Below are 25,373 nucleotides of genomic sequence, written 5' to 3'. Positions count from 1 at the left end.
GCGGGGTGGAAGGCTATCCCTTTTAACGCTTTGCTTGGATTTTGTTCACATCGACTTCATTTTCATCGGTTTACTGATCATGGTCCGAAAAACAAAGTTTATGTGTTATATGCTTTATGTTCGGCTGAGATGTAAGACTAAAGATGCTTTTAATCCACCTAAAGCGCTTGTATCCAATGTTAATTGACCTCGGTAACTGTGTGCCATTTCACTGACTATGTTTAGACCAAGACCTGAGCCAGGGGTTGTTTCATCCAATCTAACTCCTCTCTTGATTACTTGACTCAGTTTCTCTTTAGGGATGCCTGGCCCATCATCTTCAATAATGATGTGTATATTTTCCTTATCCTGAGAGGAGTGCACACGAATCATGCTGTTGGCCCACTTATAGCCATTTTCTAGCAAGTTACCTAGCATTTCATCGAGATCGGTCTGCTCTACTGCTACATTCAGCTCTGAATCAAGTTCATTAATTAAGGTAATGCTTCGGCTCGCATACACTTTATCAAACGCCATTGAGATAGCATCCACACGATCTGCTGGGTTCGACTTCACTGATAATATGTTCATCGATCCGGCCATACGGGCACGACCCAAATGGTAATCGATATGGTCTTGTATTTGATTGATTGGAGCTCGTAGACGGGATTGTGCCTCAGGTTCTAACGTCTGAACTTCATTTTTTAGAACAGAAAGTGGCGTTTTAAGTGCATGAGATAGGTTACCTGCATGATTGCGAGCTCTCTCTAGTAATTCTTGGTAATGGAACAGCAGAGCGTTGAGGTCGAAGATTAGAGGAGAAATCTCTTTTGGGTAGGTTTCTTCTAGACTCTTTTTATTACCAGACTTCAGCTCGGCTAATTCTTTTTGTAGCTTTGTAAGCGGACTCAATGACCAAGCAATTTGCAGTAAAATGACGGTAAGTACGCCCGCGAATAATAAACCCAAAATAAGCCAAAGTTGGCCGATTAACGTTTGAAGGGTATTTTTAATGGGCTCTTCGTCAATACCAATAATAATGTGAATAGGACCATCGTAATCAGGAAGATACAGTGCTTTTTCTAGCGTAATTAGTTTTTCGCCTCTTGCTCCATACGCATCTTTATCCAAACCTTTGTATTCGATTTTTTTGTCCCACAACGAACGAGAACGTTCGAGGCTTGCCTCTGTAGAGGCACTCCAATACAAACCACTGTAAGGTCGGTTAAATCGAGGGTCTGATAGCTGAGCTGCGAGTGAAAGATGCCCGGTGTTATCGACTTCTAACTGTGCTGCGACTTCATCCATAAAAATGCTGAGCTGTGAGCGAGTGTCATCAACCATATAGTTGTAGACCTGCGTCGGTATCGTCACACCAGCGGCGAGGATCATTGCCGTTAACCAAACGATCGCCGCTAAAACGAGGCGACTTTTGATACTCAGTCGTTTTATTGCGTTCAACGGTAGCCTGTTTCTATTCGGCATTTAATTGGTATCCTAACCCTCGGACAGTTTTGATGATCTTTGGTGCGATTTTTTTGCGAATTCGGCCGATAAAAACTTCGATTGTGTTGGAGTCACGATCAAAGTCTTGTTTGTAAATGTGCTCGACTAGTTCGGTTCGAGAAATCACTTTTTCCGGGTTATGCATAAAGTAAGCGACCACTTTATACTCTAGCGCCGTCAAGCTTACCGCTTGACCTTGCCACATGACTTTAGAAGTGCGTGTATCCAAGCTCAAGTCGCCAATTTGCATCACAGGAGAGGCATTACCAGAGGCTCTTCGAAGCTGTGCACGAATACGAGCGATAAGCTCAACCATTTCAAATGGTTTAGTTAGGTAATCGTCTGCACCTGCGTTTAAGCCTTCAACTCGCTGCGTTAGGGTGTCGCGAGCGCTTAGAATCACGACAGGAGTATTAATGTTTTCATCTCTGATGCCTTTTAGGACGGTAAGACCATCCAGTTTTGGCAAGCCGAGGTCAAGAACAATGGCGTCCCATTCTTCCGAAGTCGCGCGATACAGAGCGTCTATGCCATCTTGGGACAATTCTGGTACCCAGCCGGTACTTTCTAATGTTTCGATGATTTGCTCGCCTAAACGAGGATCATCTTCAACAACAAGTATTTTCATATTGATGATTCTTATTATGTTTGGATTTTTATCGAAGTAAGCTACGCATCGCGTCTGGATTACGCATTAGACAAGTTTAGTTGTTTTGCGGCTTTAACGCTTTGTTAAAGCTGCGACCTTTGATCTCAAGCATTTCCAGCGTGGCGGCGTCGTACTCAACTTTCAGGACGCTATTGTTGTACAGAATTTTCAATTCATACACCCAAGCATCATCATCTTCTTCAAGCTCGACCTTGATGATGCGGCCGTATAAGTCGTTTTCTACTGCGGCGTAAAGTTCCGAAAATGGTCGTATATATCCTTGTTGAACCGCGCGATAGACCTCATCTTGATCTTCATCGAATTCGATGCGTGTTCCTGGCTTTTCGACATCTTGCACGATGGCGTGGCCATTTTGTGATGTGTACTCGTTGTCATGCTTGGCAAAACTTGGTGCACAAATGAATGTCGCAATAAGGCCGAAAAGTAACGCAGAATGTAGAGAAGTCGTTGCTTTATACATAGTCAAACCTTTTCTGGAGCGTTAGCCGCAGTATATCGGATATAGATGAACAGAGAGTGAATCAGCTAATTAAGTTTTGCCATGTGTTGTGGATGTTATTTCAACTCATCTTCAAAAATTTTATCTCGCAGCTTCCAAAAGCGACCAGATTTTCTAGCAATAACAAACTGAGGCAAACGGAAACGATGTTGATTAGCGACAACGCGTGTCGGTGAAGCCTCTTCAAAAGGGCGATGCTTGTCTGCTAAGTGGGGGCGTACGAACTGATCTTTAAACGTTTGTTTTTGTTTTTTGGTACTCAATGACCAAAACTCATGAACTAACGCATTGCCTTCGCCTTGGTATGGTTCACCAGAATACGTCACCTTTAGCTGAGATTTACCATCACTGGACTTAAATACAGATAGGTCCATTTCTGTGCATTCAAAGATTAATGCATCTTTGAGATTAAGGGCTTCTTTTAGCTTTTTATCTGGGTCTACGAGCGTCGCATCACACTCATGACAAATTCGTGCAGCGATATCGTTGTCCGCACCACATTCACCGCAGTATTTGGCACGAAAACGGTAGCCACAGTGTTCACGTTCGCCTGTGTCTTCATCTTCAAAGTAACCTTGGCAACGTCTGCCAAAATGTTCAACCAAGAAACCGTTACTATCCAACTTACCCCAGAAGTTGTTATTGAATCCGCAAGCCGGGCAAGGAATCGTGATAATTTCACTGTCAGAGTCTGGTTTGGGATCACCGACTTCAGGTTGGTATAAATCGTAGCTGTTGCCTGCGTAATCAAGCACTAAACATTCTGATTTTCCGTCTGATAAGCGTAATCCTCGTCCTACTATCTGTTGGTACAGACTGACTGACTCTGTTGGTCGCAAAATCGCGATTAAATCGACATGCGGCGCATCAAAACCGGTTGTCAGTACCGAAACATTGACCAAGTATTTTATTTGGCGATTCTTGAACGCTTGGATGATCGCATCGCGCTCCGGCGTAGGTGTATCACCAATGACGATTTCAGTTTCGCCTTCTGGCAATAAACTGTGGATCTCCTGTGCGTGTCGGACAGTTGCAGCGAAGATCATGACACCTTGACGCTCTTTCGCATATTGCATGATTTGCTCAACAATTTGTGGAGTCGCACGTTTGGCTTTATCGATCACCATGTCCATTTCTGCTTCTTTGTAGCGTCCGGTGTTAGCGGGCTTCAGCTGAGAGAAGTCGTAAGACAAAACGGGCGCATCCATCATGCGGGCTGGAGTGAGGAAGTTTTCGTCGAGCAAGTAACGGATCGGCAGTTCGAAAATACAATCGCGGAAGAATCGAGGCTCTTCGGTTCGCACTTGACCTCGGGTGTGATACTGATAAATCCAGCCCATTCCTAAACGATAGGGCGTTGCAGTTAGTCCCAGCACCTTAATACCAGGGTTCAGTTCTCGTAAGTGAGTAATAACTTTTTGGTAGCTGCTGTTTTTGTCATCTGGCACACGATGGCACTCATCAATAACGAGCAGAGAAAACTGGTTTTTGAACGAATCTAAGTTACGTACGACCGATTGAACCGAAGCAAACACGACTTGCTGGTCAGTTTCTTTTCGTCCCAATCCTGCTGAGAAGATAGAACCTTTTAAACCATAACCTTCATACTTCGCGTGGTTTTGCTCGACCAGTTCTTTTACGTGGGCGAGGACTAACACTCGTCCTTTCGCAAGGCGAGCAAGTTCTGCGATCACCAAGCTTTTCCCGGCACCGGTTGGCAGCACGATCACTGCTGGTGTCGAGTGTTTACGAAAGTAATGAATAACGGCTTTAACCGAGTCGGCTTGATAAGGACGAAGTGTGTACATGAAAATATGTGAAATTGCTCAACTATTCGAACGAGGAACGCTATAATACCTGACTTTTATACCCAAGTGACCTTTAAACCAAGATTTAGAGATCACTTGGGTATAATTCAATGAGGTATTCATGCGTTTAGATAAATATTTGTGTGACGCTCTGGGTGCAACACGCAAACAGGCAACAAAGATCATCAAAAGTGGAGACATCACCGTTGACGGTGAGGTTCAAAAAAGTGGTGCATTTAAAGTACCCAAAGGTGCGGAAGTGATGTGGGAAGACCGTGTTATTGGTGCTCCTGGTCCTCGTTACATTATGTTGTATAAGCCTGCTGACTTTGTTTGTTCACATGAAGATGGCTACAACCAAACTGCATTCGCATTGCTTGATGAGCCTAAAATTGAAAACCTTCACTTTGCGGGCCGATTAGATGTCGACACAACTGGTTTAGTGTTGATTACGGATGATGGTAAGTGGTCTCACCGTATTACCTCACCTAAGCATAAGTGTGAGAAAACGTACCGTGTTTGGCTCGTCGATGCTATTCAGCCAGATTACGCGGAAAAGCTCGAACAAGGCATCATTTTGCGCAATGAATCAGAAGCAACATTGCCCGCTCGTTTGGAAATCGTGAACGAGGCCGAGAATGAAGTATTGTTAACTATCGTGGAAGGTAAGTATCACCAAGTGAAACGTATGTTCGCGGCGTTAGGAAATAAAGTTGAGTACTTACATCGTGAGCGTATTGGTTCTATCGAACTTGATGAGGCACTAGAACCAGGTGATTATCGCTACCTCACGCAAGAAGAAATTGATTCTATTTGGAATTAGTTGTCGGCATGGGAAATTCTTTAGTTCCTAATAGGAACTAGTCTTTTGGTAGGAATTGGCTCAAAATAAATTTTCCTACCAAAATTAGTGCCTAGACAATTCCGGTGTGCTTACTCATCTCAGTGATATGCCTTTGCATTTAGCTGATGCATGCATACTCTTATTGCAAAGCCTTCGGCTACGGTGAATGGAATGATGGTGTCAACGCCATCATTTTTACTGCATTGTGTTTGTTTCCCATAAACACATTTCGCTTTCACATGCTTTTCTATGTCGAGTTCGTCAAGGTCACACCTTGGTACATATTTGCCCTTATGATTCTCGAACGTTGGATAGAACAGGTTTTTGGCTTCTACATTCAGCGATATGAGAACTTCCGTTATTTTCACTTTGTTCTGCAAGTATTGACGGTAGGGCTCCAACAAGAGGTAAAAGAATGACAGAAAAAGCTCAAAGTGCTCCGCAATCCCAAATCAGTTTTCTATTGTTTCTGGTACTAGGAGCGATTGGTGCTTTGACGCCTTTGGCGATCGATATGTATTTGCCTGCGATGCCGACAATTGCGAAAGATTTGGGGGTCGCGCCTGGCGCGGTTCAGATTACGTTGACGGCTTATACCGCGGGTTTTGCGATCGGCCAGTTAATTCACGGGCCGCTTGCCGATAGCTTTGGTCGCAGACCTGTGTTGATTTTAGGCGTACTTTTCTTCGGCTTGGCTGCTGTTGTGAGTGCGACAACAAATGGCATTGATGCGCTGACCTATGTACGTACGGCACAAGGTTTTGCTGGCGCGGCAGCGGCGGTCATTATCCAAGCAGTGGTGCGTGACATGTTTGACCGTGAAGACTTTGCCCGTGCAATGTCTTTCGTCACCTTGGTGATCACAATGGCACCCTTGGTGGCACCGATGATCGGTGGCCATCTCGCGATTTGGTTTGGTTGGCGTTCCATTTTTTGGGTACTAGCTATTTTCGCTGTAGTTGTGATTTTTCTCGTACTTTGGAAAATCCCTGAAACGTTACAGCCTGAAAATCGTCAGCCTCTTCGTTTCCGCACGACGCTGAGAAACTACGCCAGATTATGCTCCAATCCTGAAGCGATCGGTTTGATGCTCTCAGGTGCGTTTTCATTTTCCGGAATGTTTGCATTTTTGACGGCGGGTTCGTTTGTTTATATTGATTTATATGGTGTTCGACCAGACCACTTTGGTTACCTATTTGGTTTGAACATTGTGGCGATGATCATCATGACCAGTATTAATGGTCGCTTGGTGAAGAAAGTTGGTTCCCATGCCATGCTTCGTTTTGGGTTGTTCGTGCAACTTTTGGCGGGGATTGGTTTATTCGTAAGTTGGTTAATGGACTTCGGATTATGGGGCATTGTACCTTTTGTTGTGCTGTTTATCGGTACATTGTCGACGATAGGTAGTAACGCGATGGCGCTGCTTTTAAGTGGTTACCCATCAATGGCGGGTACGGCGTCGTCTCTAGCGGGGACATTAAGATTCGGTATCGGTTCATTGGTTGGTGCGCTGGTGGCATCACTGCCCGGGAATGTTGCTTGGCCGATGATCATCGTAATGTTTGCTTGTTCTGTGCTTTCAGCACTGTTTTATTGGACTTTAGGAAGAAAGGCGTAATGTCGAATTACACCAAAGAAATTCAAAACTTGGTTAACTCAGCACTTGAAGAGTTAGATCAAGAGCATCGCTCAGGTAAGTTAGCCAATGCCCCTGTTGCGAATAACCATTATTTAGTGCGTTGGGTAACAAAGGCGCTAAAATCACAACGTTTCGGACGTACGGTAGGCGATGACTTAACGCGTTGGCAAAAAGCAGGTCGCTCAAAGGGGAACGATGCTGGTTTGTTGTTTATCTTCAAGCGTATTTCTGCTTTTTATGCGCAATTCTTCCCTGAAGGTGAAGACTCCAGAGTGTTCAAAGATTCAGATATTGAGTCTTTTCTTGATTTGATGGAGCAAGCAGGCTGGGAAGTCTCGACGTCTGAGCAACTGATTGGGTGCGGCAAAGTACAAATCTTCACTGAAGGTCAAAACTCTTTAGCGTTATGTGCAGACCAATGCGAAAGCTGTTTTGATGGCGAGTTGCTCGTAAAGCCAATGAGTTGGTTTGTACGTGGCAATCATGCTGAGTTTGTTGAGAAAGCAGCGCAAGCGGGCTTTATGGTACATAAGGTAACAGACTACAAATCGATGGTGAAATACCATGGCGAGTACCTTATTTTTCCAGCAAACGAAGGCAACCAGTTAGCCGAAATTCCACTCTCGTTCAAAGCTGACTAAAGTGACATTTTGAGTTTTTAGAAGCCCCTGTTATTGGGGCTTTTTGTTTTCTAAACGGTTTGCTTCTTTCGCGATGGCTTTGACCATGCCTTTAAATATGAAGAGATGGGCTGGCATCATTGCAAACCAATAAAGCAGCCCAAGAAACCCTTGCGGGTGCCACCAGGCGGTAATATCCAGCTCTCGTTCGTCACCGAGATCTTTGATGGTAATTTCTAAACGCCCAAGGCCTGGGCCTTTCATACCAAAAAACAGTGAAAGAAACTGATTATTATCGCAGCGAATCACTTTCCAAGAGTCAATAAAATCACTGACTTTAAGCTCTGGTCCAGGAGGAGAAACGCGAATCGGTTTTCCGCCACCAAAAAAGATATCGAGCCATTCACGTGTACGCCACAAGATGTTGGCAAAGTAATAGCCTTTTTCGCGACTCCCGATCTTTTGCGCCACTTTCCATAATGCCGCAGCGGAGGCATGAGTTTTAATGCTCGCTCCAGCTTGTTTTGGGTAATAGCCATATCCTGGTTGCCATCGACGAAGCGCTGCGGGTTCAAACCCCCAGACATTACTGCGTACAAATGTGCCTTCATCTTGAATGGTATCAGTTACCGCTTGCTCGTAGCTGATCAGCGTTTGAGGAAATCGTTCTTCAATCGCTTTGGAGTCTGCAATGTAGTCGTGCTCTAAGCCCGCAAGTAATGCTTTACCGATACTAGTTGGCACTGAGGTAACTAAACCTAGCCAGTACGATGCCATTTTCGGAGTAAGTAGCGGGGTCGACCACAGCCGATACGGCTTGTTCGTGATTCGGCAAATGACTTTGAACTGTTCGCGGTAGCTAAGTGTATCTGGCCCACCAACTTCATAAATGTGACTTTCTTCTGGAGAGGGGGCTTCTGCTAACTTCAATAAATAGTGGTTGAGATTGGGCAAGGCAATAGGGTTCGCTTTTGAGTCGACCCATTTAGGCGCGATCAAAATAGGTAAGTTGTAGACAAAGTCACGCATGATTTCGAAAGCGGCAGAGCCGGGGCCGATGATAACGCCAGCACGCAATTCAGTTACTGGAACACCAGACTGTCGAATTATTTTTCCCGTGGCTTTACGAGCGGCTAAATGGCGAGAGTTTCCGGTTTGAGGTTGAATGGCACTCAAATAGATAACATGCTCGACGGAGCTTTGTTCCAACGCATATTTGAAGTTCAAAGCAAGGTTTAGTTCGTACTCAACAAAGTCATCACCTTGAGCCATCCCGTGCACGAGAAAAAATACTAAATCAAAATCGTTCACTACAGCCTTCGTGGTCTCTGCGTCAGCCAAGTCGAGATACCTTAACGTTAAATTAGGGTGAGGCTGAGTTCTTGACTCTAAATAATCAATATGTCGCGCCGCTGCTGTGACGGCGTAACCTTTATCTAAAAGTAACGGAAGAAGTTGAGAGCCAATGTAACCCGAGGCGCCTAGTACCAACACCTTTTTCATTATCTGTCCTTTTATCGTTGGTGGAATAAACACCACAGAGTATAATCATGAGACACTTTCCCCATTCTATCAATAAGTTGTCGTTGGAGCGCTTGTGACTTTTCTTTCTCAACTCTCAATACACGCAGATAAAGCATTCTTACGTCGTTTATTTGCAATCGCGTTACCAATTACACTGCAAAGCATGATGTTTTCAAGCCGAAGCCTCGTCGATGTTCTTATGCTTGGTCAACTTGGTGAAGCAGAAATTGCCGCTGTTGGAGTTGCTGCGCGCGCGACTTTCGTCACCACCATCATGTTAGTTGGGGTGACAACGGGCGGTGCGTTGTTAACCGCTCAATATTGGGGGGCTGGCGATAAAGTTGGGGTGCGTCGCAGTACCGCTTTAACATGGATGATCGCAATGATGTTTGCTGCGATTGCTGTTGCTTTGTTTGTTGTTTTTCCACAGCCCATCATGAGTTTGACTACCGATTCACAAGAAGTGATTGAGCTAGGGGCCAGCTATCTCATTATTTCGTCGGTTAGCATGTTTGCTGTTGCATGTGTGGCCAGTATGTCGGTGGGCCTAAGGGCGATGCACCAACCAGGCTTAAGCACTTTTTTTAGTGGTATAGGCATTTTATCTAATGTGTTTCTTAACTGGGTTTTAATTTTTGGTCAATTAGGCTTTCCTGCTCTGGGTATTACGGGAGCAGCGATAGCAACGGTAATCAGTGGCGCGATCGAAGTAGGTTGCCTGTTTGGTTATCTATGGTTGAAAAAACACATAATCGCATTTGGTTGGGATGATATACGCGCAGGATTGGTCTTAGATAAAATTACGCGTTTCTTGAGCCTCTCTTTGCCAACCACATTTAACTTCTTGGCGTGGGCTGGTGGGCTGTTTGCTTATCACGCCATCATGGGGCAAGCAGGTGTACAAGGTTTGGCGGCACTTTCCGTAATGACACCTGTTGAGTCGATCGCATTGGCGATGATGATTGGTTTATCGAGTGCGGCTGCAGTTCTAGTCGGGAACCAACTCGGCGCTCGTAATTTTGAACCCGTTTATTATCAAGCATGGGCTACGGTCATTTTGAATGTGCTTATCGCATTTGTGGTCGCCGTCTTGTTGATAGTGTCAAATCAATGGATCCTTAATGCGTTTAGTGCACTGACAACAGACACTCGCGAGCTAGCTGAACAGTTTATGGTGATTCTAGCGTTGGGTGTCGTGTTACGCTCGGTGCCGATGATGGCTATTGTTGGTGTATTACGTGCGGGCGGTGATGTTAAGTTTTGTTTGTATCAAGACATCTTGGCGCAGTGGGTGATCGGGATTCCACTCGCAGCATTTGCAGCGATTTATCTCAATTGGGACCCACAATGGGTTTACTTACTCTTTTTGACAGAAGAAGTTGTGAAGTGGGTGATTTGCTTGCCAAGAATGGTTAGCCGAAAATGGATGAAAAACCTGATTGGCCAGTAAGGAGGAACAGAGTTTATTTTGGCTGCAAAAATCTGCTCAAAACGTCAACAAAATTAGCAACAGAAAGTGAATCGAGTTGCATTTGTACTTCCATAGTGTGATCAAGCATTCAAAATACTTTCTACTAACAGGATTTTAGTGTAGATTCTGATCCCAATTTTTAAACACCATCCGAGCGGCATAATCAATGTTAAAACTGTCAGACCTATGTAAAGGCTATGTAGACGGGGGAGAGTTTCACCCTGTATTACAAGGGGCAGAATTAACATTGCAGCAAGGCGACCAAGTTGCTCTGATGGGAGAAAGTGGTTCGGGTAAAAGTACTCTGCTGAATTTAATCGCCGGATTAGATACTGCCGACTCTGGTGAAGTGCAGTTTCCAAATTTTGCTATGCATGAAGCACCGGAGCATTTAAGAACCCTTTATCGCCGTAACAATATTGGGAATATCTTCCAACAATTCAACCTGCTTCCTACACTTAATATTGCCGACAATATTCGTTTTTGTCGTCAGTTAAAAGGTCTGCCGGAAGATAAAGAGTTGTGGCGTCAAATTCTTTCTGCTTTGGACTTAATGCCATTGCTAGGACGTTATCCGGAAGAGGCGTCTGGTGGTCAGCAACAACGTGCGGCGATTGCTCGTGCACTCTATATGGAGCCAAAAATCCTGCTTGCTGATGAGCCAACTGGTAGCCTAGACGAGCGAAACGCAGAAGCAGTAATGCGCTTACTAACGAGCCTCGCTCGCCAACTGGAGTGTACTTTGCTGTTAGTGACGCACAGTGAAAAAGTGGCCGCCCATATGGAAGGAAAGATTCGACTTCAAGGAGGGCAGCTACATGTTATGGCCCGTAGTTAAGGCACTACTCGGTCATTACCGTCGTTACCCTCTACAAATTATTCTTGTCTGGCTGGGATTAACTTTAGGCGTGTCCCTCCTTGTTGGTGTTACTTCTATCAACCAGCATGCAAAACAAAGTTATGCCACTGGTGAAAAGCTTTTCTCCAATCCTTTGCCGTACCGAATCCGAACGAAGCACTCTGCCAATAAAATTCCTCAAGGTTTCTATATTCAGTTACGTCGAGCTGGGTTTAACCAATGTGCACCGTTTGACGTGCTTCATCTAGATGCCAAGACCGATATGAGCCTGATGTTGGTGGGGATTGATCCTGTCGCGATGATCCCACTACAACAAGGAAAATCGCTAGGTGAGATGCCTGTTTTATCTCTAATGAAGCCTCCTTATCCTATTCTCGTTAGTCAAGATTTAGCCGCTTACATGAGTTGGCAGGATGGGGACTTCATTGAGATGAATGACGGAAGCCGTCTTGGGCCTATTCAAGTAGATAAGGACAAGATGCTTTCGGGTACTCGGTTGGTTACTGATATATCGTTGTTGCGTATGCTCAAGCGGAGCTCAGGTTTGTCTGCGATTTCTTGTGGCGAAATGCCAGAGGAAAAGCTGATAGCACTGAAAAACATGTTGCCAAACGGAATGACGCTTGTTAGGAATACGCGTACTGAGCTTGAGTCGCTAACTAACGCATTCCATATGAATCTCACCGCGATGGGAATGCTCTCGTTTTTGGTTGGGTTGTTTATTTTTTATCAAGCGATGTCTCTGTCTTTCATCCAGCGACAACGTTTGGTAGGTATTTTGAGACAGACTGGTGTTAACGGAACACAGTTAGCGCAAGCCTTATTGCTAGAGTTGTCTTTGCTCGTCTTTATTGCGTGGGCGTGTGGTAACTTTTTTGGCTTGATCTTAGCAAATGAACTTATCCCAGCAGTGTCTTCGAGCCTGAGTGATTTGTATGATGCCAACGTAGGCTTAACCATAGGATGGTCATGGCAATCTAGCTTATACAGTCTAATCATGGCAGCGATGGGTGCGTTGATATCGTGTCTGTGGCCATTAATCCGTTTGTTGAAGTCACAACCAATCCGCCTTTCTTCTCGACTGTCGCTAATGCGATTTGCTGGAAGAGAGTTCTCTTGGCAGGCGCTTGCGGCATGTGCGTTTTGTGTCGCTGCAATAGCGGTATATCAGGCGCCGAAAACACAAGAAACCGGCTTTGCTATTATTGCGCTGATGTTGGTTAGTGTGGCGTTGTTTATGCCATTTATTATGTGGCATATGTTCCAAAGTTTTTCTTATACCATGCGATGGGTTCGTGTCCGTTGGTTTTTTGCTGATGCAGCAGCGAGCATGAGCTATCGCGGTGTGGCTACGATGGCGTTTATGTTAGCGCTGGCGGCAAACATTGGTGTAGAAACGATGGTCGGAAGCTTTCGAGATACAACCGATAAGTGGCTAAATCAGCGATTAGCGGCTGATGTGTACATCTATCCGACCAACAATTCAGCCGCTAGGATGAGCGCATGGCTCCAGAATCAGCCAGAGGTGAACTCGGTTTGGTGGCGCTGGGAAAAAGATATGCCGACCGAGCATGGTGCTCTGCAAGTTGTGAGTACGGGCTCTTCTGAAGGTGAGTTAGACTCACTTACCGTCAAGTTAGGTGTCCCAAATTACTGGTATCAACTGCACGCTACCAAGAGCTTAATGGTCAGTGAGTCGATGGCCTTGAAGCTGGATATCCGCCCTGGCGATTTCATTAACTTGCAAGAACCGCTTGGTGGTGACTGGCAAGTCGTAGGCGTTTACTACGATTATGGAAACCCATATAACCAGGTGATGATGTCGCACCGGAATTGGCTGTATGCATTTGCAGGTACGGGTAATGTTGGTCTTGGCGTAGTATTAAAAGATAACGTCAATGGAGAAGGGCTGAAAAATCGCTTAGAGAATGTATTCCGTCTCCCGCAAGATCGTGTGTTTGATAACGGTAATATTTATAGCCAAGCAATGAGAGTGTTTGATCATACCTTTGCGATAGCAGGAACCTTGGGCAATATCACGCTGATTATTGCAGTGTTTGGTTTATTCTTTGCGACGTTGGCAGGAGAACTTTCACGGCAGCGGCATTTTTCCTTATTAAGGTGCATGGGTGTGTCCGGAAAAGAACTTGTCGTATTAGGTGGTTTGCAGCTATTCGTCTTCGGAGCCATTTCTGCGATTATTGCAGTGCCGCTCGGCTTGGCGCTCGCACATTTGATCGTTGATATTATCATTAAGCAATCATTTGGCTGGTCTCTAGAGCTTCAAACGATTCCATGGGAGTATGCTCAAACCATTGCTTGGGCGATGCTTGCCATCATGGTTGCTGGCGCATTGCCAGTTATTAGAATGATCAAAAGTACACCGATGAAGTCATTAAGGGACGCGTTGTAATGAAAAAAATGGGCTCTAAAAAACGCTTGTTGGTTTCAACGCTCATTGTTGTTACGTTCGCTTTTCTGACTGGGGCTGCTTTTTACTCAACTTTTTGGTTAGAGGCGACAGCAACACGAGAAAGCGAACTTGATTCTATCTTAACGCGTGAAAATCAAACGATTTTCGAGCCTGTACTACCTAATGAGCATGTCTCTTTACCCTCAGACTTTCGCTTTCATCCCGAGTATCAGCATGAATGGTGGCACTACTTTGCGAAACTAAAAGATGAGCAAGGCAAGATCTACAATGTTCAATGGAGCTATTTTAGGGTTGCGACGGACGAGCGAGAAACCAGCGGTTGGCAGAACCCTCAATTGTACATTTCACATGTTGTCGTCAGTCATGGCTCGCATGTATGGAAAGAGCAACGGGTAGCTAGAGGTGGGATAGGCCAAGCTGGTATGATCAATCGCCCTTTCAGGTTATGGATTGATAATTGGACTTGGCGATCACTCGGTGCGACGCCTTTCCCGGGCAACTTGAATGTGAATACTGATACGTTTGGACTTGAGCTCAATACCATGACAAGCGGCCCCTTTGTCGTGAATGGAGACAAAGGTTTCCAAGTTAAACATGCGTTGCAATCTGTTGCTTCTTTTAGCTTCAGTGCTCCATTTTTAAAAGTAAAAGGTAGCTTAAGCTTAAATGGTAAGCGATTCTCAGTGACGGGTTCTGCTTGGGCGCAAAAAGAATGGGGCAGCGGCTTAATTGGTGAGGGGCAACAAGGCTGGGATTGGTTTGTTTTCAATTTAGATGATGGTCGAGCATTAACTGTTAGCCGTTATCGTCACCATGGGCAAACACCGCACGTATTTGGCACGTTGTCGACACGCTCAGGTAAAGTCATCAACCTCTCAGACGATGATATCAGTATTAAACCAATGCAAGTGACCAGTTTATCCAATGGAAGAAGGTTACCTTTGCAGTGGATTATCAATATTCCGAAGCATCAAATTAATTTGACTACCCGCATTATCAAGTCAGATATGTGGCTACCCTTTGTAATACCTTACTGGGAAGGGCCTACTTTAGCCTCCGGCTCCAATGAGGCTTGGGGCTTTATGCAGCTGACAGGCTATTGAGTTGTGAAGAAAACCACCCCCTACGGGTGGTTTTTTAGTGCGCGAAGCTTCCTAGCTTTTTCTCAAAAGTACGGGGTTATCATGATGGTACAAGCCGTGTTATGCTGATTTTCTCATCATCTTGATAAATATTTGGTGCGACAAAAACAAATACGATCTCCGATCAAAATTGAGTGTCATGTTGGAAAATACGATGTATAGTAAACTTAACATCGAAAAAACCGAAGTTTATACTCTGAAGAAGCGATTATTCTAAAGTTTTCGACAGCTATACACTCTTATCACTCTTTGTTAATCGTTTATTAAGATAATAAATATAAGGACGAAACCATGAACGATGTCATTCGTGACTTTTTCAAAATGGAATCAGCAGGTGGTATTCTTCTCGTAATTGCAGCGGCAATTGCGATGACCATTGCTAACTCACCGCTGGGCGAAACTTATCAATCTGTACTGCATACTTATGTATTCGGTATGTCAGTTTCTCACTGGATTAATGACGGCCTAATGGCTGTTTTCTTCTTACTTATTGGCCTTGAAGTGAAGCGAGAGCTACTTGAAGGAGCGCTAAAATCAAAAGAAACCGCAATTTTCCCTGCGATTGCAGCGGTTGGTGGTATGTTAGCCCCTGCTCTTATTTACGTTGCGTTTAATGCTAACGACCCAGAGGCGGTTTCTGGCTGGGCCATTCCAGCTGCGACGGATATTGCATTTGCTCTAGGTATCATGGCGCTACTAGGTAAGCGCGTACCAGTAAGCCTTAAAGTATTTTTGTTAGCTCTCGCTATCATCGACGATTTAGGCGTGGTTGTTATTATTGCACTGTTTTACACAGGTGATCTTTCTAGCATGGCGCTGCTTGTTGGCTTCATCATGACTGGTGTCCTGTTCATGTTGAATGCGAAGGAAGTAACGAAACTGACGCCATACATGATAGTCGGCGCGATCTTATGGTTTGCGGTACTTAAATCTGGTGTTCACGCAACACTTGCAGGCGTAGTGATCGGCTTTGCTATTCCTCTTAAGGGTAAACAGGGCGAACATTCCCCACTTAAGCACATGGAGCATGCACTTCATCCATACGTGGCATTTGGTATCTTACCTCTATTCGCATTTGCAAATGCGGGGATTTCGCTAGAAGGCGTATCGATGTCAGGCCTAACTTCAATGCTGCCATTAGGTATTGCTTTGGGGCTACTGGTTGGTAAGCCTCTAGGTATCTTCACCTTTAGTTGGGCAGCTGTGAAAATGGGTGTAGCTAAGCTACCGGAAGGCATTAACTTCAAGCATATCTTTGCGGTCTCTGTGTTGTGTGGTATCGGTTTTACAATGTCTATATTCATTTCCTCTTTAGCGTTTGGAAATGTAAGCCCTGAGTTTGATACCTATGCTCGACTAGGTATCTTAATGGGCTCGACGACAGCCGCGTTACTTGGCTACGCGTTACTGCACTTTTCTTTGCCTAAGAAAGCGCAAGCGTAAGATACACACTGTTTAGTAAAGCCTCCCATTCGGGAGGCTTTTTTATGTCTGCAGATCGGCACATCAACTACTTCAGGATGGTTACTTTTGTGACCAACTAAGGTCTAGCTTATGGAGTTGGGGCAAATCATCGAAAGAGGCGCTTGGCAAATCTATAGGCGAAAAAAAGCCCAGCCGAAAATTTGACTGGGCGGATACAAACATAGGAGTTAATAAGAAAAAAGCAGCAACGTAACAATTAGATGGAAACAAGTTTGACGGCCAGTGAAACTTCAAATGCCCTAACTGTTACGTATATTCAGACCGAGCCTTTTCCAAACAGTTCCATTTTTTTTCAAAAAATTTCTACTTAATGCTTTCTAGCTTCTTACACACCCGAAAGTAATAGAAAAATCGAGATGGATTACCAACTTGGCGAAGTTACTAACTTCTGTGTTTCTCATTTTATCTCCCCTAGAACCGAAGATGTATTTCATACTCTCGTCGCTCACTCCAAGCCGCCAAGGCTATTGTTAGCATTTCAATTGCGATGGACTGAGAAGTTTGATCGTTTTCTTCTGACAAGCTTCACTGGAGTATTCGATTGAATTTCAAAAGATTAGATCACACCTTTTACTGTCTGGTCAGACCAATTGGTTAAAGTGTGATGTTAATCATTTGTTAATCTTAAGTTTCGGGAGTATATTTTCAAACAGTTGTTTAATACGAGTGATTAAAATGGCCCCGAGAACATCAACAAAAGAAAAAATACTCGATGTCGCAGAAGGACTCTTTGCTGAACATGGCTTTAATGATACTTCGCTAAGAACGATAACAGGTAAAGCTAACGTTAACTTAGCATCGGTAAACTATCACTTTGGCGATAAAAAAACGCTGGTTAGAGCGGTTTTAGATAGGTATTTAGAAGCACTAATGCCGAGCATTAAGACTTCATTAATTGAGTTAAACACGCGCGATAGCTACAACATGGACGATGTCTTTGAGTCATTGCGATTACCTTTACGTACATTAAATGATGTACGCCCAAATGGTACTGCGCTATTTATGTTGTTAATTGGCCGCGGTTATACAGACGTTCAAGGTCATCTACGCTGGTTCATTACCACCAGATACGAAGAGGTACTGAACCTTTTCACTTTCTCGATAATGAAGGCGAACCCGGAACTATGTGAAGAACAGTTGTTTTGGCGACTGCACTTCACGTTAGGAACCTGTGTATTTACGATGGCTTCAAGCCAGGCTCTTTCGGAGCTGGCAGAAAGTAAGTTTGAAAAGGAAGTCGATGTGAAATCTGTCGTCGATTTACTGATTCCATATTTGTCAGCAGGAATGTCAGCAAAGCAGTTGGCATAAGACAAATAAGAAAGTTAAACCAATAATAAGATTATACCCCGAGCGGTTACGTGAACAAAAGGATCTGAACTATGAGCTCTCTACGAAGAAAATGGATTAGTGACCCGGCTTTTAAAGTGTTCAAAAAAGTATTGCCACCTCTGTCTAGCACCGAGAAAGAGGCGATGGAAGCGGGTAGTGTATGGTGGGATGCAGAACTATTCTCAGGCAAGCCAAACTTCACAACATTGCATCATTATCCAACGCCTACACTGACGGCAGAAGAGCAGTCATTTATGGATAATGAGCTTGAAACCCTGCTAGAAATGCTTGATGACCAGAAGATTGTCAAAGAAGACAGGGATTTACCGCCTGAAGTATGGGAGTACCTACGTAAAGAGCGATTTTTCTCTTTGATCATCTCGAAAGCATATGGTGGTCGTGAATTTTCCGCTTTGGCGAACTCAACCATTGTTTCTCGTATTGCGACTCGAAGTATCAGTACCGCAGTATCGGTAATGGTACCGAACTCTCTTGGTCCTGGTGAGCTGCTATCGCACTATGGTACGCAAGAGCAAAAAGATTACTGGTTGCCTCGTTTAGCTGATGGTACAGACATCCCTTGTTTCGCCCTAACTGGCCCTGAAGCGGGTTCTGATGCGGGTGGCATACCTGATCAAGGCGTAGTTTGTTACGGCACCCATGAAGGCAAAGAAGTGCTTGGCGTGCGAGTTAGTTGGAATAAACGCTACATCACACTTGCGCCAGTTGCGACAGTGCTCGGGTTAGCATTTAAACTGCAAGATCCTGAAGGGCTACTTGGAGACAAGAAAGAGGTTGGCATTACATGTGCGTTGATTCCCGCTGACCATGAAGGTGTCGAGATAGGTGAACGCCATGATCCTCTGGGGTCTGCGTTCATGAATGGTCCAACTCGTGGTGAAGATGTCTTCATCCCTATGGACTGGTTGATCGGTGGCGCTGATTACGCAGGTAAAGGTTGGCGTATGCTGGTTGAGTGTCTTTCTGCGGGGCGTGGTATCTCTCTTCCAGCGCTTGGCACAGCGATTGGTCACCTTACTACACGTACAACAGGTGCTTATGCTTACGTGCGTAAACAGTTTGGAATGTCGATCGGTAAGTTTGAAGGTGTTGCAGAAGCAATGGGGCGCATTGGTGGTCTTACTTACCTACTAGAAGCGACGCGTACGCTAACGACGACTTCTCTCGATATGAAAGAAAAACCTGGGATTGTAACCGCGATTGCCAAGTACCACATGACGGAAATCGCGCGTACCATTCTAAATGATTCGTTTGATATCCATGCGGGTCGTGCGATTCAAGATGGCCCAATGAACTATCTTGCTAAACATTACCTTGGGGTCCCGGTTGCTATCACCGTTGAAGGCGCGAATATTCTGACTCGTAACCTGATGATTTTTGGTCAAGGTGCGACTCGATGTCACCCATATGTTCTAAAAGAAATGGAAGCCGCGGCGAATCCAGATTCTGAACAAGGTGCGGAAGAATTTGATAACTTACTCTTTAAACACATCAAGCACGCGCTCGGTAATACATTCGGTGCATTTGGTGCAGCACTAACTGGTTCTCGATTTGTTAACGCGCACATGAGTGGCCCAACGCAGCAATACTACAAAGACATTACTCGTCTCAGTCGTGCACTTGCAGTAAGTGCAGACTTTGCGATGTTAACCTTAGGTGGAGACTTGAAGCGTAAAGAAATGATCTCCGCACGTTTGGGTGATGGATTAAGCTATCTATACATGGCATCTGCTGCCTTGAAAAAGTATGAAGATGAAGGCCGTCAGCAAGGCGATCTAGACTTCGTTCATTACGCTGTTCAACACTGTTTGTATAACGCTTCTAAGTCATTAAATGAGGCTTACACCAACTTCCCTGTGAAATACGTTGGCGGTGTGCTTAAGGGGCTATTGTTCCCGCTTGGTAATCATTTCAATAAGCCAAGTGATGAGCTGTGTGTGAATTTGGCTGAAGCGATGATGACGCCAGGCGCGCAACGTGATCGCCTCACGCATCTGTGCTACATCGGAAAATCAGAGGATGACAGCGTAGGCTTAATGGAGAATACATTCCTTGCAATGTACGACATTAAACCTTTGGAGCGTAAACTTATGAAGGCTGCGAAGGATGGTAAAGTGGCTCGTAAAGGTCTGCTACATGATCGTTTGCAGCAAGCATTTGAAGCAGGCGTGTTAACTGAACAAGAGATTGATCAAATCATGGCTGCAGATAAATTGCGCTACAAGGCGATTCAAGTTGACCACTTTAGTCATGACTTTTCTGAAGTGCGAACTCATAGCCCAAAAAAGTCGCAGTTGAATCCGGCGGCATAATAGACAACTAATGTTAAGAAAAGCACCTCAATGAGGTGCTTTTTTGTATTCTTGGGGAGTGGATGGTGGGATAGTGCTCCAACCACTTGCCTTTTAAGAGCATTTTTACAGAAATTAGATGCGAAATCCCAACGAAACTTTTATCCTAACAAGGTTTTTTAAAGGAAGTTGAATATGATCATCAAACCTAGAATTCGTGGATTTATCTGTACTACAACGCACCCTGTTGGTTGTGAAGCTAACGTAAAAGAACAAATTGCGTACACCAAAGCGCAAGGTCCAATCAAAAACGCACCTAAGCGTGTTCTTGTTGTTGGTGCATCAAGTGGCTACGGTCTATCTTCTCGTATCGCTGCGGCATTTGGTGGCGGTGCATCAACTATCGGTGTTTTCTTCGAAAAAGAAGGTACTGAGAAGAAACCAGGTACAGCAGGTTTTTACAATGCCGCTGCTTTTGAAAAGCTAGCGCGTGAAGAAGGTCTGTACGCAAAAAGCTTAAACGGCGACGCTTTCTCAAATGAAGCGAAACAGAAAACTATCGAGCTGATCAAAGAAGACTTAGGTCAAATCGATATGGTGGTTTACTCACTGGCATCTCCAGTACGTAAAATGCCAGAAACTGGTGAATTAGTTCGTTCATCTCTTAAACCTATCGGTGAAACTTACACATCAACGGCTGTTGATACCAACAAAGATGTGATCATCGAAGCTAGCGTTGAGCCTGCAACAGAAGAAGAAATCAAAGACACTGTCACTGTAATGGGCGGTGAAGATTGGGAACTTTGGATCAATGCGTTGTCTGATGCTGGTGTTCTTGCTGAAGGTTGTAAGACCGTCGCGTACAGCTACATTGGTACTGAGCTAACTTGGCCAATTTATTGGGATGGTGCACTAGGTAAAGCAAAAATGGACCTAGACCGTGCAGCGAAAGCGCTAAACGACAAGTTAGCAGCAACAGGCGGCAGTGCCAATGTTGCGGTACTTAAATCTGTTGTAACTCAGGCGAGTTCTGCAATTCCTGTTATGCCACTGTATATCGCAATGGTATTCAAGAAAATGCGCGAAGAAGGTGTACACGAAGGCTGTATGGAACAAATCTACCGTATGTTCAGCCAACGTCTATACAAAGAAGACGGTAGCGCGGCAGAAGTTGATGAGATGAACCGCCTACGTCTGGATGACTGGGAACTTCGTGACGACATTCAGCAGCACTGTCGTGAGCTATGGCCTCAAATTACGACTGAGAACCTAAAAGAGCTGACTGACTACGTTGAGTACAAAGAAGAGTTCTTGAAACTATTTGGTTTCGGCGTTGAAGGCGTAGATTACGAAGCGGATGTGAATCCAGCAGTTGAAGCAGACTTCATTCAAATCTAATCGAATCACAGACTAGATAACCAAAAGGCGCTCATTGAGCGCCTTTTTGTATTTCATAGCCAAAGTGAGTATTAACTTAGTATTATCAGTATCGTACCAGCTAGCGTCATTAAAATATTCGCAATCGCATAGGTACCCGCATAACCAAGGGCTGGGATGGTGGACTTAGCGTAGTCGTTAACGACATCCATAGCTGGAGCGCAAGTACGGGCGCCAATAATGGCACCGAAGAGCAAGGCACGGTTCATCTTGAGTACGTGTGCGCCAACTAAGTAAGCCAGAACCACAGGCACAACACTGACAATAAATGCCAAACCAATGACTTTTGGTCCTACTTGCGTTAGGTGCTCGAACATCTTTCCACCTGCACTTAGACCAATTCCCACCATAAAGAACATTAACCCTAGATCTTTGACCATATTCAGCGCCCCTTGTGGGACATAACCGAAAGTAGGGTGATTTGCTCGTAAGAAACCAAGCGTAATACCGGACAACAGAAGACCCACCGCATTACCCAAACTGAAAGACACCTGACCGAACGTCATTGTGATGAGGCCGAACAGAATACCCAAAATAAAGAAGCTACAAAAAGCGAGCAAATCGGCCATTTGACTGTGGATCGAGATGAAACCGATTTTTTCCGCCAGTCCATGTACTCGGCTTTTCTCGCCGCTCACTTGAAGGACGTCCCCTTTAGCGAGCACAATGTCTAAGTCCATAGGCATTTCAATCTGAGCGCGAACTACGCGGTTTAAGAAACAGCCAAACTCAGACAAATTCAAATCCGATAAACGCTTACCAGCGATAGCGTCACTTTTTACGACGATTTCTTCTTCAACGATGCGCAAATCAAGCAAGTTACGGTCGAATACTTCTTTACCATTACGGAAGCTAGGGTCTAAGCGAGCATGGCTGTCAGGGAAGCCAACCAGTGCAATTTCATCTCCCTCTTGCAAGATAGCATCACCATCTGGGTGGGCGAGAATACCATTGCGACGGATTCGTTCAATGTAACAGCCAGTTTGACGATAAATACCGAGTTCTCGCAAGTTTTTACCATCAGTCCAGTCAATTAGCTCTGGGCCCACTCGGTAAGCTCGAATAATGGGTAAATACACTTTTCTCTGGCTTGAATTTCCAAGGCCACGCTCTTGTGCGATTTGCTGCGCGGAATCAGAAAGGTTTTGTTTTTGCAGTTTTGGCAACAATTTAGCAAACATTATCATGCTAATTAAGCCGACCAGATAAGCCATCGCGTAGCCTACGGATAGATTTTCTAATACCAGAGAAAATTCCATATTCCGCGGTATAGTCGCAAGGCCAGAGTTAAGAGCATCTTGTGCACCAACCAGTACTGGCGTTGCGGTCAATGCGCCTGCCATCATACCGGCGGATAAGCCAAAATCGAGGCCGAAATAGTGACTCAAGCCATACGTTAAGCTGACCGCAGACACGAGAACAGTCATGCTTAAAATAAAATAATGCTTACCATCTCTGAAGAATATACCAAAAAAGTTTGGTCCAGCTTCAATGCCAACGCAGTAGATAAACAGCATAAAGCCAATGGTTAAAGCTTCTGCATTAAATGAGAAACCAAGGTGGCCCATTACCAAAGAGGTAATAAGAACGCCAATAGAGTTGCCTAATTGTAATTTGCCAAATCGAATTTTTCCGATGGCAAGGCCAATGGCTAATACGACGAAGATTAGAAGGATAGGGTTTTGCTCGAGAAGGTATACGACGTCTATGTTCACTGTGTGGCTCGGTAGAGTGTGTGCCAAAAAAGATTAAGAACTGTGAATTGTAACTAAATATAGCAAAAAGATAAGTGAATTTTTTTAGGTTTTACCATTAGTTGACTTAACGTAATAACCAGCTGAAAAATAATAAAAAAGCCGCATGAAGCGGCTTTTTTGAAAACAGTCTTTATTACTCGTCAAATAGACCTAGGTGCTCTTTCGCGTATGCTTCGAACTCGTCGCAGCCACCGATGTGCTCTTGGTCGATAAAGATCTGAGGAACGGTTTCAACTGGTTTACCAACTGTTTTCTCAAGATCTGCTTTAGAAATACCTTCAGCGTGAATATCAACGTAACGGTAGTTGAAGTCATCACGTTTTGCTTTTAGCGTTTCTGCGTGCTCTTTTGCACGAACACAGAAAGGACATGCAGGGCGACCAAAGATAACAACGAACATAATCTTATTTCTCCTAAATCTATTCTTTTTTGAAAGCGTACAAAACATAGCGGCTGAGTGCGCTTTCTTTTGTTGGAGTAACTATGCCCGATCCAGATACGGAAATAAAGCGGCAATTACCTCTTGGTTCTATAGGTGAAATCTATCGAATAAAAACTAAACGCGTGTTCTTATTTTACGGCTCTGAAGTATGTGAAGTGACGCATAAAAAACATACATTCTAAAGGGTTAATGATGGCAAGGTGGAATTGGTCAATTTTTTTTGTTTAAAAAAATAGCAATCTATTTTGGCTATACGCAAATAACTTCAACTCTAACATAAGTGTTAAATCAGAGGGCGAGAGGTTATTTGGGGATATTCTTTTGGGAGGGTGTGTATGTTTCAGTTTATGACTGCAACAAGGATTATATTTGGTGAAGGTGCACTTCAATCTTCATTATCCGTTATTAACCAATTTGGCTACAGTGTTTTGCTGGTCACTGGGCAGGATACCCAACGAGCCGCCCCCATTATCCAATATCTTAAAGCTCAAAATATGCGTTACCAGCACGTAGCTATCGTTGGTGAACCATACATCACGATGGTAGAAGAGACCGCAGTGCTTGGTAGAAAATTCCAACCTGATATGGTGGTTGCGATAGGTGGTGGCAGCGTCATCGATATGGGCAAAGCCTTAGCTGCCATTATTCCCAATCAAGGCAATGTTTACGATTACGTAGAAGTGGTAGGAAGAAGCGTCCCTTTAAAAGCAAAGCCTCTTTATTTTATTGCAATTCCTACGACAGCAAGCACCGGTTCAGAAGTGACCAGAAATGCTGTGCTGAAATCTGGACAAGATAAAGTGAAAGTGAGTCTTCGAAGCCCTGATATGCTCGCAGACGTTGCCATTGTAGACCCGACACTTACTTACGGGACCGACCAATACACATCTGGACGTGGCGCAATGGATGCGTTCACTCATTTAATGGAAGCGTATGTGTGTGGTGAGCCAAACCCTCTTACTGATATGGTCTGCGAAGAGGGGCTACGCCGTTTAAGCCGTTCAGTGATTGCCGCTTGTAAGCAAGATAATCATAAGGCGCGCTCTGATTTATCGTTCGCTGCATTGCTTGGTGGTATGGCGATTACTAATGCCAAATTAGGTGCCGCTCATGGGTTAGCATCGGCGTTAGGAGGCAAGTTAGACGCCCCCCATAGCGTTATTACGGCTCGCCTAGCTCCGCACGTGATGCAGGAGAACATTAACGCCGCTAAACTCGCGGGTAGGAATGATGTGATAAGTCGTTATCGCAAGCTGGCCCAATTAGTCACTGAGCGAGTAAATGCTAACGAACACGATGGAATTCTTTGGGTAAATATGGTGCTAGATAAGTTAGCGTTACCGCTACTGGCTCAATTTGGAGTATGCCAAACCTCTTTTGAGCAAGTGGCGAATGATGCGCTTAAATCAATGGCAATCAAAGGGAATCCTTTACCTCTTAATCAGGAACGTTTGATACACATATTACAGCAAGTCTGTGATTGTAGCGGAGAGTGCGCAGCTGAGAGTGCACAACATGTCAGTTCTGTTGAAGTACTGGAATCAAGAACGGACTTATCGAGTGTCAACGACTTAGGGTGATTGCTCCCTTAGCAGCATTAAAACAAAAGGGGA

At 44.6% G+C, this 25,373-nt stretch carries 19 protein-coding genes; 12 read left to right on the top strand and 7 right to left on the bottom strand.

The genetic code is table 11. The features are described 5' to 3' along the window. Positions 1-114 precede the first annotated feature (114 nt). From R7035_RS01970 to R7035_RS01955, 4 genes are all read right to left on the bottom strand, one after another. Complete coding sequence (locus R7035_RS01970; protein WP_005378071.1) at positions 115-1,464, bottom strand: ATP-binding protein; 1,350 nt, start codon at positions 1,462-1,464, stop codon at positions 115-117. Continuing rightward, the gene (locus tag R7035_RS01965; RefSeq protein ID WP_005378073.1) at positions 1,454-2,113 is read right to left on the bottom strand and encodes a response regulator transcription factor; all 660 of its coding nucleotides are present in this window, start codon (positions 2,111-2,113) and stop codon (positions 1,454-1,456) included. Before R7035_RS01965 ends, R7035_RS01970 begins: the two co-directional genes overlap by 11 nt. 76 nt (positions 2,114-2,189) lie before the next feature. Further along, entirely contained in the window at positions 2,190-2,615 is a 426-nt protein-coding gene (locus R7035_RS01960) for a PepSY domain-containing protein (RefSeq protein ID WP_132936578.1), read from the bottom strand. Positions 2,616-2,710: 95 nt separating this feature from the next. Next, positions 2,711-4,462: a DEAD/DEAH box helicase gene (locus R7035_RS01955; RefSeq protein WP_021707635.1), complete on the bottom strand. Its 1,752-nt coding sequence runs from the start codon at positions 4,460-4,462 to the stop codon at positions 2,711-2,713. Between the two features lie 121 nt (positions 4,463-4,583). Here R7035_RS01955 and rsuA point away from each other — a divergent pair, with 121 nt between their 5' ends. The 3 genes from rsuA (at position 4,584) to R7035_RS01940 (ending at position 7,586) form a co-directional block, all read left to right on the top strand. After that, positions 4,584-5,285 carry a 16S rRNA pseudouridine(516) synthase RsuA gene (gene rsuA, locus R7035_RS01950; protein WP_005388670.1) on the top strand — a complete coding sequence of 234 codons (702 nt, stop codon included), beginning with the start codon at positions 4,584-4,586 and terminating at the stop codon, positions 5,283-5,285. A 436-nt stretch (positions 5,286-5,721) separates the two neighbouring features. Further along, positions 5,722-6,924, top strand: coding sequence for a Bcr/CflA family multidrug efflux MFS transporter (locus R7035_RS01945; RefSeq protein WP_225472783.1), 1,203 nt, complete (start codon positions 5,722-5,724; stop codon positions 6,922-6,924). Continuing rightward, entirely contained in the window at positions 6,924-7,586 is a 663-nt protein-coding gene (locus R7035_RS01940) for a DUF2913 family protein (RefSeq protein ID WP_225472784.1), read from the top strand. The genes R7035_RS01945 and R7035_RS01940 overlap by 1 nt, the downstream gene beginning before the upstream one ends. Positions 7,587-7,616: 30 nt before the next feature. On the opposite strand, the gene R7035_RS01935 is transcribed toward R7035_RS01940, so the two are convergent. Further along, entirely contained in the window at positions 7,617-9,068 is a 1,452-nt protein-coding gene (locus tag R7035_RS01935; RefSeq protein WP_225472785.1) for a DUF2867 domain-containing protein, read from the bottom strand. A 94-nt stretch (positions 9,069-9,162) separates the two neighbouring features. Here R7035_RS01935 and R7035_RS01930 point away from each other — a divergent pair, with 94 nt between their 5' ends. The 8 genes from R7035_RS01930 (at position 9,163) to fabV (ending at position 21,522) form a co-directional block, all read left to right on the top strand. Beyond that, the gene (locus R7035_RS01930; RefSeq protein WP_262651844.1) at positions 9,163-10,539 is read left to right on the top strand and encodes an MATE family efflux transporter; all 1,377 of its coding nucleotides are present in this window, start codon (positions 9,163-9,165) and stop codon (positions 10,537-10,539) included. Positions 10,540-10,726: 187 nt separating this feature from the next. After that, positions 10,727-11,398, top strand: a complete 672-nt coding sequence (locus R7035_RS01925; protein WP_005378040.1) for an ABC transporter ATP-binding protein — start codon at positions 10,727-10,729, stop codon at positions 11,396-11,398. Then, a complete protein-coding gene (locus R7035_RS01920; protein WP_005378038.1) occupies positions 11,379-13,832 on the top strand; it encodes an ABC transporter permease in 2,454 nt (817 codons plus the stop codon). The genes R7035_RS01925 and R7035_RS01920 overlap by 20 nt, the downstream gene beginning before the upstream one ends. Beyond that, positions 13,832-14,956 carry a lipocalin-like domain-containing protein gene (locus R7035_RS01915; protein WP_042521997.1) on the top strand — a complete coding sequence of 375 codons (1,125 nt, stop codon included), beginning with the start codon at positions 13,832-13,834 and terminating at the stop codon, positions 14,954-14,956. The genes R7035_RS01920 and R7035_RS01915 overlap by 1 nt, the downstream gene beginning before the upstream one ends. Before the next feature lie 330 nt (positions 14,957-15,286). Next, the gene (gene nhaA, locus R7035_RS01910; RefSeq protein ID WP_005378034.1) at positions 15,287-16,438 is read left to right on the top strand and encodes a Na+/H+ antiporter NhaA; all 1,152 of its coding nucleotides are present in this window, start codon (positions 15,287-15,289) and stop codon (positions 16,436-16,438) included. 717 nt (positions 16,439-17,155) lie between these two features. Then, complete coding sequence (locus R7035_RS01905; protein WP_005378033.1) at positions 17,156-17,791, top strand: TetR/AcrR family transcriptional regulator; 636 nt, start codon at positions 17,156-17,158, stop codon at positions 17,789-17,791. A gap of 71 nt (positions 17,792-17,862) precedes the next feature. Continuing rightward, positions 17,863-20,145 (top strand): acyl-CoA dehydrogenase, encoded by a 2,283-nt coding sequence (locus tag R7035_RS01900; RefSeq protein ID WP_132936584.1) that lies wholly within the window; start codon positions 17,863-17,865, stop codon positions 20,143-20,145. Between the two features lie 174 nt (positions 20,146-20,319). After that, the gene (gene fabV / locus R7035_RS01895; protein ID WP_005388648.1) at positions 20,320-21,522 is read left to right on the top strand and encodes an enoyl-ACP reductase FabV; all 1,203 of its coding nucleotides are present in this window, start codon (positions 20,320-20,322) and stop codon (positions 21,520-21,522) included. 71 nt (positions 21,523-21,593) lie between these two features. Here fabV and R7035_RS01890 read toward each other — a convergent pair whose 3' ends face one another. Next, entirely contained in the window at positions 21,594-23,276 is a 1,683-nt protein-coding gene (locus R7035_RS01890; RefSeq protein ID WP_005378028.1) for an aspartate:alanine antiporter, read from the bottom strand. 175 nt (positions 23,277-23,451) lie between these two features. Then, positions 23,452-23,718, bottom strand: a complete 267-nt coding sequence (locus R7035_RS01885) for a GrxA family glutaredoxin (RefSeq protein ID WP_005378026.1) — start codon at positions 23,716-23,718, stop codon at positions 23,452-23,454. Positions 23,719-24,095: 377 nt separating this feature from the next. On the opposite strand from R7035_RS01885, the gene R7035_RS01880 reads away from it, so the two are divergent. Beyond that, positions 24,096-25,340, top strand: coding sequence for an iron-containing alcohol dehydrogenase (locus tag R7035_RS01880; protein ID WP_132936585.1), 1,245 nt, complete (start codon positions 24,096-24,098; stop codon positions 25,338-25,340). Positions 25,341-25,373: the final 33 nt, after the last annotated feature.

The sequence above is a fragment of the Vibrio sp. 1731 genome, assembly GCF_033339955.1.
Lineage (GTDB): Bacteria > Pseudomonadota > Gammaproteobacteria > Enterobacterales > Vibrionaceae > Vibrio > Vibrio alginolyticus.
The sequence above is the reverse complement of the archived record's forward strand: the minus strand, read 5'-3'. Positions and strand labels throughout refer to the sequence as shown.

Excerpts from the sequence above, each read along its gene's own strand:
- R7035_RS01970 (WP_005378071.1), bottom strand. The coding sequence starts at position 1,464 with ATGCCGAATAGAAACAGGCTACCGTTGAACGCAATAAAACGACTGAGT.
- R7035_RS01965 (WP_005378073.1), bottom strand. The coding sequence starts at position 2,113 with ATGAAAATACTTGTTGTTGAAGATGATCCTCGTTTAGGCGAGCAAATC.
- R7035_RS01960 (WP_132936578.1), bottom strand. The coding sequence starts at position 2,615 with ATGTATAAAGCAACGACTTCTCTACATTCTGCGTTACTTTTCGGCCTT.
- R7035_RS01955 (WP_021707635.1), bottom strand. The coding sequence starts at position 4,462 with ATGTACACACTTCGTCCTTATCAAGCCGACTCGGTTAAAGCCGTTATT.
- rsuA (WP_005388670.1), top strand. The coding sequence starts at position 4,584 with ATGCGTTTAGATAAATATTTGTGTGACGCTCTGGGTGCAACACGCAAA.
- R7035_RS01945 (WP_225472783.1), top strand. The coding sequence starts at position 5,722 with ATGACAGAAAAAGCTCAAAGTGCTCCGCAATCCCAAATCAGTTTTCTA.
- R7035_RS01940 (WP_225472784.1), top strand. The coding sequence starts at position 6,924 with ATGTCGAATTACACCAAAGAAATTCAAAACTTGGTTAACTCAGCACTT.
- R7035_RS01935 (WP_225472785.1), bottom strand. The coding sequence starts at position 9,068 with ATGAAAAAGGTGTTGGTACTAGGCGCCTCGGGTTACATTGGCTCTCAA.
- R7035_RS01925 (WP_005378040.1), top strand. The coding sequence starts at position 10,727 with ATGTTAAAACTGTCAGACCTATGTAAAGGCTATGTAGACGGGGGAGAG.
- R7035_RS01920 (WP_005378038.1), top strand. The coding sequence starts at position 11,379 with ATGTTATGGCCCGTAGTTAAGGCACTACTCGGTCATTACCGTCGTTAC.
- R7035_RS01915 (WP_042521997.1), top strand. The coding sequence starts at position 13,832 with ATGAAAAAAATGGGCTCTAAAAAACGCTTGTTGGTTTCAACGCTCATT.
- nhaA (WP_005378034.1), top strand. The coding sequence starts at position 15,287 with ATGAACGATGTCATTCGTGACTTTTTCAAAATGGAATCAGCAGGTGGT.
- R7035_RS01905 (WP_005378033.1), top strand. The coding sequence starts at position 17,156 with ATGGCCCCGAGAACATCAACAAAAGAAAAAATACTCGATGTCGCAGAA.
- R7035_RS01900 (WP_132936584.1), top strand. The coding sequence starts at position 17,863 with ATGAGCTCTCTACGAAGAAAATGGATTAGTGACCCGGCTTTTAAAGTG.
- fabV (WP_005388648.1), top strand. The coding sequence starts at position 20,320 with ATGATCATCAAACCTAGAATTCGTGGATTTATCTGTACTACAACGCAC.
- R7035_RS01885 (WP_005378026.1), bottom strand. The coding sequence starts at position 23,718 with ATGTTCGTTGTTATCTTTGGTCGCCCTGCATGTCCTTTCTGTGTTCGT.
- R7035_RS01880 (WP_132936585.1), top strand. The coding sequence starts at position 24,096 with ATGTTTCAGTTTATGACTGCAACAAGGATTATATTTGGTGAAGGTGCA.